General features: G+C 42.6%; 13 protein-coding genes and 1 tRNA gene. 7 read left to right on the top strand and 7 right to left on the bottom strand.

Translation table 11 applies throughout. The features are described from left to right. The 3 genes from B7C60_RS18700 to recR form a co-directional block, all read left to right on the top strand. Positions 1-258 (top strand): DNA polymerase III subunit gamma/tau C-terminal domain-containing protein (locus tag B7C60_RS18700; RefSeq protein ID WP_281251689.1); only part of this gene is annotated, 258 nt, incomplete at its 5' end. 72 nt (positions 259-330) lie between these two features. Continuing rightward, entirely contained in the window at positions 331-660 is a 330-nt protein-coding gene (locus tag B7C60_RS08990; protein ID WP_099611362.1) for a YbaB/EbfC family nucleoid-associated protein, read from the top strand. A gap of 15 nt (positions 661-675) precedes the next feature. After that, positions 676-1,287 carry a recombination mediator RecR gene (recR, locus tag B7C60_RS08985; protein WP_099611361.1) on the top strand — a complete coding sequence of 204 codons (612 nt, stop codon included), beginning with the start codon at positions 676-678 and terminating at the stop codon, positions 1,285-1,287. Positions 1,288-1,397: 110 nt separating this feature from the next. Here the strand turns inward: recR and B7C60_RS08980 are convergent, their stop codons facing one another. Next, positions 1,398-1,646 carry a YkgJ family cysteine cluster protein gene (locus B7C60_RS08980; RefSeq protein ID WP_099611360.1) on the bottom strand — a complete coding sequence of 83 codons (249 nt, stop codon included), beginning with the start codon at positions 1,644-1,646 and terminating at the stop codon, positions 1,398-1,400. A gap of 151 nt (positions 1,647-1,797) precedes the next feature. Between B7C60_RS08980 and B7C60_RS08975 the strand changes: the two genes are divergently transcribed. Beyond that, a complete protein-coding gene (locus B7C60_RS08975; RefSeq protein WP_099611359.1) occupies positions 1,798-2,250 on the top strand; it encodes a YcgN family cysteine cluster protein in 453 nt (150 codons plus the stop codon). Between the two features lie 130 nt (positions 2,251-2,380). On the opposite strand, the gene B7C60_RS08970 is transcribed toward B7C60_RS08975, so the two are convergent. Next, a complete protein-coding gene (locus tag B7C60_RS08970; protein ID WP_099611358.1) occupies positions 2,381-3,598 on the bottom strand; it encodes a choline transporter in 1,218 nt (405 codons plus the stop codon). Between the two features lie 246 nt (positions 3,599-3,844). Beyond that, the gene (gene betB, locus B7C60_RS08965; RefSeq protein ID WP_099611357.1) at positions 3,845-5,299 is read right to left on the bottom strand and encodes a betaine-aldehyde dehydrogenase; all 1,455 of its coding nucleotides are present in this window, start codon (positions 5,297-5,299) and stop codon (positions 3,845-3,847) included. Positions 5,300-5,682: 383 nt separating this feature from the next. On the opposite strand from betB, the gene B7C60_RS08960 reads away from it, so the two are divergent. Together B7C60_RS08960 and betA are read left to right on the top strand one after the other, a co-directional pair. Beyond that, positions 5,683-6,420 carry a FadR/GntR family transcriptional regulator gene (locus B7C60_RS08960; RefSeq protein WP_099611356.1) on the top strand — a complete coding sequence of 246 codons (738 nt, stop codon included), beginning with the start codon at positions 5,683-5,685 and terminating at the stop codon, positions 6,418-6,420. A 59-nt stretch (positions 6,421-6,479) separates the two neighbouring features. Beyond that, the gene (gene betA / locus B7C60_RS08955; RefSeq protein WP_099611355.1) at positions 6,480-8,141 is read left to right on the top strand and encodes a choline dehydrogenase; all 1,662 of its coding nucleotides are present in this window, start codon (positions 6,480-6,482) and stop codon (positions 8,139-8,141) included. A gap of 149 nt (positions 8,142-8,290) precedes the next feature. Here the strand turns inward: betA and B7C60_RS08950 are convergent. The 3 genes from B7C60_RS08950 to B7C60_RS08940 all read right to left on the bottom strand — a co-directional run bounded on the left by B7C60_RS08950 (position 8,291) and on the right by B7C60_RS08940 (position 10,479). After that, positions 8,291-8,367, bottom strand: a tRNA-Pro gene (locus B7C60_RS08950). A 62-nt stretch (positions 8,368-8,429) separates the two neighbouring features. After that, a complete protein-coding gene (locus B7C60_RS08945; RefSeq protein WP_099611354.1) occupies positions 8,430-10,229 on the bottom strand; it encodes a DUF3413 domain-containing protein in 1,800 nt (599 codons plus the stop codon). A gap of 34 nt (positions 10,230-10,263) precedes the next feature. Further along, entirely contained in the window at positions 10,264-10,479 is a 216-nt protein-coding gene (locus tag B7C60_RS08940) for a YejL family protein (RefSeq protein ID WP_099611353.1), read from the bottom strand. 84 nt (positions 10,480-10,563) lie between these two features. On the opposite strand from B7C60_RS08940, the gene yejK reads away from it, so the two are divergent. After that, positions 10,564-11,571, top strand: a complete 1,008-nt coding sequence (yejK, locus tag B7C60_RS08935; protein WP_099611352.1) for a nucleoid-associated protein YejK — start codon at positions 10,564-10,566, stop codon at positions 11,569-11,571. Between the two features lie 62 nt (positions 11,572-11,633). On the opposite strand, the gene B7C60_RS08930 is transcribed toward yejK, so the two are convergent. Further along, positions 11,634-12,588 (bottom strand): Na+/H+ antiporter NhaC family protein (locus B7C60_RS08930; protein ID WP_245869076.1); only part of this gene is annotated, 955 nt, incomplete at its 5' end.

Here is a 12,588-nt window from a genome sequence, read left to right as displayed (position 1 = left end):
CGTCCTTCCCACGCACATCTAAATACGGATAAAGCGCAAAGTGAGCTGTTACAAGCCATAAACAAGCAGTTAGGAGAAGAGTGTCACCTAACCGTGGTAATCGGCGAAGAGGGAGAAACTCCGTTAGAGTTAAGGGAGCGTTTGTATCAACAAAAACTTTCTTTTGCGCTAGAAAGCTTAACACAAGATCCGAACGTACAATTTATCGAGCGTCGCTTTAATGCAGTCTTGGATAAACAAAGCGTTCGACCTATTTAGCGATAATGGGGTTGAGATTCGTCAGTTTTATCCCCACTTATTTAACACAATTGAAAAACCAGAGAGATAACTATGTTTGGTAAAGGCGGTATGGGTAACTTGATGAAGCAAGCCCAACAAATGCAAGAACGCATGCAAAAGCTGCAAGAAGAAGTGGCGAATATGGAGATCACCGGAGAATCTGGTGCAGGGCTGGTTAAAATTACCGTAACGGGTAGTCATAGTGTCCGTCGTGTCGAGATCGATGAAAGCTTAATGGAAGATGATAAAGAGATGCTAGAAGATCTCATTGCTGCCGCTTTTAATGATGCTTCTCGTCGAATTGAAGAAACTCAGAAAGAAAAAATGTCAGCAATTACCGGCGGTATGCAGCTTCCACCTGGTATGAAGATGCCATTTTAACCTTGAGTATTATCAATGCGTAGCAGTTATATGCTGGAGCATTTGATGGAGGCCTTACGTTGTTTACCTGGGGTTGGCCCCAAGTCAGCGCAACGTATGGCCTTTCATTTGTTACAGCGAGATAGAAAAGGTGGTTTACAACTCGCAGATGCGCTTAGCCAAGCGATGGTTGAAATAGGCCACTGCAAAGAATGCCGAACGTTTACCGAGGAAGAGGTCTGTCATATTTGTCGTAATGCGAAAAGGCAAGAAAATGGACAGCTTTGCGTGGTAGAAAGCCCAGCCGATATTGCTGCTTTAGAAGCAACGGGACAATATTCTGGCCGTTATTTTGTCTTAATGGGTCACCTTTCTCCACTCGATGGGATTGGCCCCAGTGATATTGGCCTTGATGTGCTTGATTTTCGTTTGCAGAAGGGGGGAATCAGCGAAGTGATTCTAGCAACGAACCCGACGGTAGAAGGAGAGGCGACAGCACACTATATTGCAGAGCTATGCCATGAACACCAGATATCGGTTAGTCGTATTGCTCATGGGGTCCCTGTCGGTGGTGAATTAGAATTAGTGGATGGAACAACATTATCTCATTCATTACTCGGGCGACAAAAAATTCAATCCCATCTTTAATTCCATCCAATCATCTCAAGCTTCACTTTTGAGTGGGAGCTTTGAGATGTTCATCTCACCATGCATCATATGGCAAGACAAAAGGTAGATTTATATTAATCAGTGACTTTTTAAGTGTTTTGCTCTAGAAACATCAAGTTTTGTAATGCTTGTTGCTGAGTTTCTCCACAGATACTTGAGCAGGGTTTGAATTGATGACAGACCGCTGGCCGTTCTGGTTTACCAAATAGTTGACACAAATTTTGCTCATTAAGCTGAATACAACGTACTCCAGCGGGCTTGCCTTTTGGCATACCCGGAATTGCTGATGAGATGCTCGGCGCAATACAGCAAGCACCACAACCAAGTCGACAATCCATTTTTTTACCTTTACAGATACGGTTTGCGTAAGGTTGCCGATCCTAACAGATCAAGTGGTAATACGCAGTAAAATCACGCTATATGGCTTGAAGTTTGTAAGATGGAGGGGTATAACACCTGACCCCAATACGTTGATAAAAGTAAGGTGCTATGAGTATTCCATTTTGGCAAAGCAAATCATTAGAACAGATGACAGAAGCAGAGTGGGAGTCACTGTGTGATGGTTGTGGTAAGTGCTGCTTGCATAAGCTAATGGATGAAGATAGCGATGACGTTTATTACACCAATGTGGCTTGTAGTTGGTTAAATAATAAAACGTGTGCTTGTAAAGATTACCCTAATCGTTTTGAATCAGGGGAAGAGTGCCTCAAGCTTACTAGAGATAAGATTGATGAATTTAACTGGTTACCCGAAACCTGTGCCTATCGGTTACTGGCTGACAGTCGGCCGCTTCCTGAATGGCATCCGTTAATTACTGGTTCTAAAGCGGCGATGCACGCTGCTGGTGAAAGTGTCCGCAATAAAGTCGTTTATGAAATTGATGTGATCGATTGGGAAGATCACATACAAAACTTACCTGATAGATTAAAACCTCACAAATAATTTTGTGTAGTGGTACAGAGAGCCCGTTTGATAAAATGCCCTAGATGAACGTTCCCTATACTTTCCTGTAAGCAAAGGGTAAGGGGGAGGCTCATGGCCTCCTTGTCAGTTTCTAGTTAACCAGTTCAATCTAGTTAACCAGTTCAATTTTGTGGAAGTCTATTTTGTTCTCTGCTGGTGATGAATCAATAGCTGCAACTTTACGATAATGCGAAACCAAAATATAACTAAAGCAGGCCAGCACAAGTGCTATAGCTAGTGCCCCTACCCACTGGATCTGCAGAAAGTCCAGCTTAAAGAGTAGAGTCAGGCCGCTTAGAAAGGTGATATTCCCAACGACATATTTCACTTTACCGAAGCGCTTGACAGTCAGGTTCAAGTTGTCGGTATACAGGCGAACCAGTGAATCAAGCGAGTTAATCACAAAAGTCACACCAACAAATACCATCGCTAAGTTATAGAAACTAGAAATAGGGATAGCGTTGGCGCTGTAGTAATAAAGAACGCTAAACCAGATAGCGATGGGTATTGACGGTAACACCATCATCGCAATTAGCACTTGATAGGTACGCATACCGCCGACAAAGCGGGAGGTAAATTGACCGATCATGATACTCCAGGCAAACCACCAATACAGATAAAATTCATGGTAGTCATTAATTGGCAATATGAAATGCTCTAAGTTGGTAAAATAGTCTCCCAACAGTGCAATCGTAGTAAAGAACTCACCTACATTAGACGTTTCAGACAGAAAAGCGGTGCTCCACATCATGACAATTAGTGATAAAAACAACCAACTACTACCCAAACTCAACACTCGCACATAGCGAATGCTGGTACTAGAAAAGACCGAAACAGCAATCACTGCGAACACAACCAGGTAGAAGGTACCGACGATACTCTCGCCATCGCCAAGCTCTGGCAGGTACCACGGTAAGTTAGCCAGTAATAGATAAGCCGTGAATGCAGAAGTGCCAATGATCACTAGGTTGTTGATGAATTTAACTAACGGGATCTCAAAAAACTTAACTCTCGGTTCAATCACGCAAAAATAAAAGCAAGTTAGAAAATAGAACGCCCAAATAAAAAACGCCCAGAAACCAAACTCAATCGCCAGAGGATTACTGAACCCGTACTCTGGATTGGTTGCAAGGTCGGCGTAACCGGCAAACTCTGTTAGCGGGAACATAATCAATCCCACATCTAGGCCAGATGTAAATAGAATAGCAATGAAAGCAAAAGTCCTGACCGGTGTGACACCGACACACTTCATGTTCCCCCATCGTAAAAGAACAAAGACGATCGTAGAAAAAGTAAATAATATCCCGATGGATAACCAAATGGTCATTACCTGGACTCCTTATTATTGAGATGAAACACAATTTATTCCTTATTATGTTTTGTTGACCACACCTCAGCCGTCAGTGACAGACCATGTATCATCAGGCCTTAAGTATCGTGCGGACGATAATTAAAACCTGAGCAACTGGGCTTGGCGAATTAAGCCGTTTGCGAAAATCGCTCAGGCTGATATGAAATAGAATAAGAAGAGAGTAGCTAGGCATAATCCCTTCTTTTGCTTGAGTGGCATTGTCTATTGATATGGTGATCCCAGATCTTTTAATGAAATTAGGACACTTTTAGTTTGGGTATAACTGTTGAGCGTTTCCGGGCCATTTTCACGGCCTACACCGGATTGCTTATATCCACCTACGGGCATTTCGGCCGGAGAGTCTCCCCAGGTATTAACCCAGCAGATACCGGCTTCAAGTTGTGCTATAACACGGTGAGCTCGCGATAGGTTCTGAGTAAACAATCCAGCAGCCAAACCATAATCTGTATTGTTGGCGCGACGGATTACTTCGTCTTCATCAGAGAAGCGCAATACAGACATCACTGGACCAAAAATCTCATTTTTGACATGTGGCATGTCATCTTCACAGTCCGCGAATATCGTGGGTTGCACGAAATTACCTTTATCTAGTGGGGCCTGAATTACGCGCTCACCGCCCGCAATTAAACGTGCACCGGCTGCTTTACCTTGCTCAATAAAATCAAGAACCTTGTGCATATGTTCAGTAGAAATGAGTGCTCCCACCTGAGTCTGCATGTCCATCGGATCGCCGATGATCAGCTTCTTAGTTCGTTGGGCTAGGCGGGTGAGAAATTCGTCATAGATATCATCGTGAACAAAGACTCGCGTGCCATTGGTACAGACTTCTCCTTGAGTATAAAAATTTGCCAGCATGGCTCCGTTGATGGCACTTTCAAGATCGGCATCAGAAAAAATGATCAGCGGGGATTTGCCACCCAACTCCATTGTTACTTGCTTCAATGTTCCTGCCGCATCTGCCATGACCTTCTTACCGGTTGAACATTCACCAGTAAAAGACACTTTTGCGATCTCAGGGTGGCGGGACAACATTTGGCCCACACGGTAATCCCCCTGAACAACGTTGAAAACGCCATCAGGAACTCCGGCCTCAGTAAAAATCTCAGCTAATTTGATAGCGGTAAGAGGAGTCTCTTCTGATGGTTTGAAAATCATAGCGTTACCAGCTGCTAACGCTGGTGCTGATTTCCACATCGCTATCTGCATGGGGTAATTCCACGCCCCTATACCGGCGCAAATCCCAAGAGGCTCCCTACGAGTATAGAAAAACTGGTCTTTTCCCAGTTCTTGCTGTTGCCCCTGAAGGCCTGCGGCTAAACCGGCGTAATATTCGATAACATCCGCGCCCGTTGCGATATCTACTTCAATCGCTTCCTGAAGTGGCTTTCCTGTGTCTTGAACTTCTAACTTAGCCAACTCATCATTCCGTTCTCTCAAAATGGCAACGGCACGCATCAAGATTCGCCCTCTTTCAGCGCCAGAAAGTGCGGACCACTGCAGGAAGCCTTTCTGTGCAGAGTCGATAGCTGCTTCTATATCCTGCTCTGAGGCTTGATCCACCTCACTCAGAAGCTTTCCTGTTGCAGGGTTATACGTCCCAAAACTCTCTCCAGAGGTGGCGCAAAATTCTTTTCCGTGAATATAAAGTGATGTCATATTGAAAAAAGTTCTCTTTGTTAGATGTTTAATTACTTTTGCATATCAGAAGCGATAGATCAAATTCAATTGGTTTGAACTCAAATAAATTAAAAAGAAATCAAAAAAATTTCAAATTATTGTTTTTTAATGGTTTAATTAATATTTTCGGTAAAGTTTACTCATTAAATCATTAGCGGACAAACCTTTCGTTTTGATGGCTTTTTGGTGGCATAATCCAATAAAGATCAATAAGTTAAACACGCCAGTTAATTAAGGTAGTACCAATAATTTAAAAAGTTTATGAAAATTAGCCAACTTGAAAGATAGCCAGCTTTATTGTTAGCCTATTGGTAGTACCAATAAGCTCACGGCAAACGATATAAATAGATATAGGTAACAAAGTGACAAAAAAATCGACAGTAGAACGTTTGTTTACGCCAGCTCAGATTGGGCGGGCAAGTGAGGATATCGCTCTTCAAATTGAGTCTAGAATCCTAAATGAAACATTACTTCCTGGAGACTGCCTTCCAAGCGAAAGGGAGTTACAAGTTCAGTTTGAAACCGGGCGGGGTGTTATCAGGGAAGCGATTAGAGCTTTGAAACAAAAGGGACTGATTGAAATACGTAAAGGCCCCAAAGGTGGGGCATTTATCAAACAAATAGACGTTTCTAATATCAGCGAATCACTGGCCTTGTTTCTTAAGCAAAAACGCATTGGTGCTAATGAAATTGCAGAGTTTAGGGAAAGTATAGACCAGAGCATTGCACTGTTAGCTATGTTACGTGCAACTCAAGAACAGAAAAAGCGTATGTTGGAGCTAATTGACCGTTTGGAGCTATCCAGCGCTCAAGAGCCTCTGAACTTTTGTGACCTTGCAGAAACAGACCGAAAACTCAACTTGTTGTTGGCTGAAATGGCGAACAACAACGTTTTTGAGTGGGTGATGCATGCGATGCAGCAGGGTTTTGGCTCTTACGATAACAATCTTTATTCCGATCGTGATTTTTTGAAGAAAACAGTAAAAAACTGGCGTTATACAGCGGAAAAAATAATCGATAAAGAACCACTTAAGCTGCAGGCGTCGATTAGCCAACACTACTTATTGTTACAAGAGTGTTTAGACCGAAGCTCTAGATAAGAATTCATTTTAAACCGGAAACAGACAAATACCGGAACAGAAAAATAAGAGGTAATTAAATGGCAAAGAAGACTTTCGATTATATAATCGTGGGTGGGGGTTCGGCTGGTTGCGTATTAGCAAACAGATTGAGTGCAAATCCTGAAAATAAAGTATTGGTATTAGAGGCGGGTCGCCCGGATTATCGGTTTGACTTCCGTATTCATATGCCAGCAGCACTAACTTACTTGCTAACAGATAGTACGTATAACTGGCTTTATGAATCAGAGCCTGAGCCACATATGCACAACCGTAAAATTGCTCAACCAAGAGGTAAGGTACTTGGTGGTAGTAGTTGTATTAATGGTATGATCTATATTCGCGGAAACGCAATGGATTATGAAAAATGGGGTCGTGAAAAAGGTCTGGAAAACTGGGACTACAAGCACTGCTTACCTTACTTCCGGAAATTTGAAACCCGCCTAAAAGGGGCCGATAAATATCACGGTGACAACGGTCCGCTTGCTATTTCAACTGCTGCTTGTAATAACCCACTGTTTGATGCATTTTTTAAAGCAGCACAGGAAGCGGGTTACCCGTTAACCGATGATGTTAATGGCTATCAGCAGGAAGGCTTCTCTGCATTTGACCAAAACATATATCGCGGCCGTCGATTAAGTGCTGCCCGTGCTTATCTGCATCCGGTAAAGCATCGTAAAAACCTGACTGTACTAACGGGTGCAACAGCTAGCCGTATCCTATTTGATGGTAAAACTGCAATCGGTGTCGAGTTCAAACGCCGTAAGAAAGCCCGCACGGTTTACGGGAAGGAGATTATCTCATGTGGGGGGGCCATTAACTCACCTAAGCTTTTACAACTTTCTGGTATAGGCAATGAGGAAGAGCTTAGCGCGTTAGGAATCAACCCTGTTCATCATTTGCCTGGCGTTGGCGAGAACCTTCAGGATCATCTTGAACTCTATGTTCAGTACACTTGTAAAGAACCTGTTAGTCTTTATCCTGCACTAAAATGGTATAACCAGCCTAAAATAGGCTTCGACTGGTTGTTCCGACGTAAGGGGGACGCCGCGACAAACCATTTTGAAGCTGGTGGGTTTATACGTAGTAATGATGAAGTCGCTTATCCGAATCTGCAATATCACTTCCTTCCACTGGCAATTCGTTATGATGGAAGCGCACCGCGGGATGGGCATGGTTTTCAACTACACGTTGGACCGATGAATACTGATGTTCGCGGGCATGTTAAAATAAAGTCAAACGATCCGGATCAGAAGCCCGCTATTCTGTTTAACTACCTGTCAACAGAGCAAGAACGCAAGGAGTGGGTTGAAGCGATTCGTTGCACCAGAAACATTATTGAACAGCCCGCTTTCGATCATCTGCGTGGTGAGGAGTTAGCTCCGGGACCTTCAGTTCAAACTGATGAGGAAATTCTGGATTTTGTTTCCCGAGATGGCGAAAGTGCGTATCATCCAAGTTGTACCTGTAAAATGGGTTATGACGATATGGCTGTAGTGGACGCTGAGCTTAATGTTCATGGTGTTAAAAACCTGCGCGTGGTTGATGCCTCTATCTTCCCGGCAATAACCAATGGCAACCTTTATGCTCCCACCATGATGGTAGCAGAAAAAGCAGCAGATATAATTCTAGGTAATTATACTGAACCAGCAATGGAGGTTGAGTTTTATCAACACACCCAGAAAAAGCATACCGCAGCATAATAAAACTTATCCTAATAGGGCCTAAGTCTTTTCCCTCTCTGTACTACTAGCTTTTTATTTAGGGAGGGGGATGATTTCACGGTTACAAGAGTGATTATTTATCCCTCTGATAAAAAAAAGAGAGCCGAAGCTCTCTTTTTTTAGGTGTATGGTCGGACTGAGAGGATTTGAACCTCCGACCCCCGACACCCCATGACGGTGCGCTACCAAGCTGCGCTACAGTCCGATGGGCGTAATGTACTTATTTTTATTGTCATCGTCAAGCCGAAAAAAGCTTAAAGTTATGATTTAATTATCTTTTGAATAAAAACGCTGCAATTCGGTTAGCCCTTGCATCAAAATAGGTAGCGTCGGATTTTGATCGGTTAATCGCTGATAGTTTTCATCATACAGCTTAAAATTACCAAATTTATCTATTACGGTTGTATGCTGGTCAGTAATAAGTGCTAACTCGCGTGAGTCACCAGCGAGTATCCAACGTCGTCGGTTTTCATTAAATAAATTTTTGCCACTGCTAAAGTCACTTGGGTTGGAAGATACCCCTAGTAAATCTTGTAATAAAGTGACCGAGAAGTCTAAATGGCTGGTTTGATGAGTAAATGTGGTAGGGACTTTGCCCGGCCAGTAGATAATCATTGGAACCTGCAATTGGTAGCGGCTGTAATTACTGTTCGCTCCCCAGCTATTGGTTTTGGTTTCATTAAATTCTGTACCGTGGTTAGAGGTGATGACCACAATGGTGTTATCGAGTAGCTGCAACTCGTTTAACTGAGCAAATAATTGGGCTAATTCGTGATCGGCTTGCGTCACCGATTCGTAATAGCTGTGACGAAGTCTCTCGGTCGTGTTTGATTTCTCATTATTGCTGGCCATACTATTAAATTGACTAACAGTAGTCAGTTCTATAAAACTCATCCAAGGTGAATTTTGTTCTTGAGCCCACTGCGCCCAGCGTAGAATCGTTTGTTGATCATGACTGATATCGGCCTCAAAAGATAACTTGGTAAGCGGTAACCCACGAAAGACGGTTTCTTGGAATAGAGGATCTGAAAAGTTATCGCTACTGAATAAGCCAAACTGATATTTCTGCTCTTGCAGGGTATTAACCAAAACGGGTAATGCACCTTGAACCTTAATACTGCTGGCGTAGCTGCTTGGTAAGCCATAGAACAAGCCAAACATGCCATACATATCATTGCTAGAACTAAAATGATTATTAAAAGTCAGTGCATGACTGGCAAACCGATAAGTATTTGGCATTAATTGCGGCGTCACAACATCAGCACGTAGGTTATCCACACTAGCAATGACGATGTTTAGATGGTTCGCTCTGCGGCCAAATTCAATTTTTTCCAACGGATAATTGACTAAATCAACGTTGTTTTTATTCTCTTCTAGCCGCTTTAAGTATTCATCTCTATCTAATAAGCCATGCTTTTCCATAAAGGATTTGGCTGTCATGGGGTAGGAGAGGGGAAAGTTGGATTTTTGACTGGTAACGGGGGCATAGAAATAAGCATCCGACCAAACATAAATGATATGGCTGGTGATAAAGCTAACAAAAAACACCGCTGCTAAAGGTCGTCCAATGCGTTTATGAGAAAGCTTGCGTTGTTTTCGCCATACCCACTCAGATAACGCCAGTTGTAGTAAAAAGATCAAAGGTAGAACGACAAACAAGTGCTGTAGATCGGTACTAATACTGCTTTCATCGCTGAACAATAGTTCCCATACAACCGGGGTGAGATGTAAATTAATGGTTTGATAGGTTTGCGTATCAATTAAAAGAGCGGTTAAACCTAATGTAGCAAAACAGACCGCAGAAAAACGGAATAATGTCCGTGATGGAATAACAAAAGTAAGCGGAAAAAGAACGAGTAAATAAAGCGCAAAGACTAAAAAACCAAAGTGTCCCACCCAAGAAAAGACGAGATAAAATTGCCCTAACAGCGTGTCTGGCCATGGTGTCTGAGTAATATAACGCGTACCGATAAGCATGGCTGCAATAATATTAAAGAAAGCAAACCAGTGCCCCCAGCTTACTAAACGTGATACTCGCTCGCCGTATGTGTTTCCGCTATCTACCATGGGTTTTTCTAGTTATCCAGTGTTGTGAATGAAATTAATCTTGTAAAGATGAAGTTAATGCCTGAGCAAACTTCTCTGCAATGGCTTTACGTTGGGAACTGGCTACATCATGATTGAGTACATTGGTAGCAATGTTACCAGCGATCATCAGCGTGAGTTCTGGAGACGCATGATGTTTATCAAGCACGGCCGCGATTTCGGTCAGGATCGTTTCAACTTGTTCGTCACTGTATTTCGATGTAATTGGCATAAAGACTCTATAGATGATAGTAAAAGCGGCTTATGATAACCTACTATGCCTTACAACTGAAACCAGTACGACGATTATTTCACTATGAGTTTGCACCTTTCTAATGTCATTTTGCATCAATTATGTAAAAACGATAACGATGAGTTAATGGTTAATTACCGGACTCAATCGCTTGATAACGATACCGCGACCGAAAAACTAGTCGCTGAGCTGCATCGCGTTTTTAACGCGAAAGCCGGGAAGGGGTTTGGGTCGTTTAAATCCGACAGTGATGTCCTAGGTTGGTTAAACGCTTTGCGCAAAGGTGAGCAAGATTTTTATACGTTTTCTCAAATGAGTGCTCAGAAACTAAAAAATGAGTTGATCAAATACCCATTCGCCGATGAAGGTATTCTTGTGTTTGCAGAATATCAATCGTTAGCGACGCACTTTTTATTTATCGGTTTATTGCCACTTAACCAAAGCTTAAAGGTGACTGAGGGGTTAGATATTAGCGCCACAGATTACTTAGACATTAGCAAAATGGACATAGCAGCAAGGATTGATCTGTCTAGTTTTGAAACGGATAAGGATTCTAATCGCTATCTTTCCTACATTAAAGGTCGGGTGGGGCGTAAAGTGTCAGATTTTTTCTTGGATTTCTTACAAGCAGAGATCGGATTGGATCCCAAGCAACAAAATTTAGTGCTTATGCAAGCCGTGGAAGATTTTTGTACCGATGCTAAATTAGAAAAAGAAGAGGCGATCAGTTATAAAAAACAAGTTTACGACTACTGTAATGATCAAATTAAATCGGGGGATGAAGTTCAGGTCAAAGAACTTTCGGGGGAATTACCATCAAGCCAAGATGGAACGAGCTTTTTTGAATTTACTCGTGAACACGGTTATGAGTTAGAAGAAAGTTTTCCTGGCGATCGCTCTGCGGTCAGAAAACTGACCAAGTATGTAGGCGCGGGGGGCGGGCTTAATATTAGTTTTGATAGTTTATTAATGGGAGAGCGAGTTTTTTACGATCCAGAAACGGATACGTTGACCATCAAAGGGACTCCTCCCAATTTACGTGAACAATTAACGAGAAAAAGTCAGTCATAATCGGTCATACCACGCAGAAAAAGGAGCGGAAACGCTCCTTTTTGATCTTGGTGAGTTTAAGATTAGATCGATTGACGTTGTAACTCGGCTGCTTCGTCCGTATTCTCGGTATTGGCTGTTACGCTTGGTTCACATTTGTCAACAAACCATCCCATATATGAAGTGAAAATGGTCACGGCAATACAAACAAAGCTAAGCCACATAAACGGTGCGTAAGAGAGCGTCGCCACCCCTAAGATGCTAGCCATATAAATACCATTGTCACTCCATGGCACCATACCGGAAGTGAGCGTGCCGCCAAATTCAGCATTGCGGGATAGATTTTTACGTTGATAGCCTAAACGGTCATAGTTTTTGGCACAGATTTTAGGGGTAAGAATCAGCGAGACATACATTGCTGACCCAAAGATGTTACCCATAAATGCAGTACCAATGGTGCTGGTTGCTAGTGAACCACTATTTGTCACGCGACGTTCAAATAGTTTGGCAATGGTTTCTAACACGCCGACTTTATCAAGCAAGCCACCAAAGCCAAGGCCAAAAATAATCACAGCCACCGATCCGAGCATGGATGACATACCCCCACGATTTAAGATTGAATCAATGAAGTCAACGCCAGAAGAAATGCTAAATGGTGCCCATGCTGTATTAAATGCAGGAAGAAATTCGACATCTTGAATCATTATCGCCCAGATAATGCCAAGCAGTGACCCAAAGCTAATGACAGGGAAAGATGGCATACGCATAGCGAGAAGGCCCAAAACAATCAACACCGGAATAAAAGAGTAAGGCGTGATATAAAATTGTGTTTCCATCGCATTGATAACGGATTGGACCTGCGACATATCGACATTACCCGCATAATGAAACCCAAATAAGGTAAACATGATTCCGGTGATAATGTAGCTAATTAACGCGATTGGCAACATGCCTTTAATGTGTTCCACCACTTCAACGTTAGACATTGATGAAGCGAGAATAACCGAATCGGACAAAGGTGACATTTTGTCGCCAAAG

The sequence above is a fragment of the Vibrio fujianensis genome, from assembly GCF_002749895.1.
In the GTDB taxonomy this organism is placed as follows: Bacteria; Pseudomonadota; Gammaproteobacteria; order Enterobacterales; family Vibrionaceae; genus Vibrio; species Vibrio fujianensis.
This window is presented reverse-complemented; position numbering and strand designations above follow the sequence as displayed.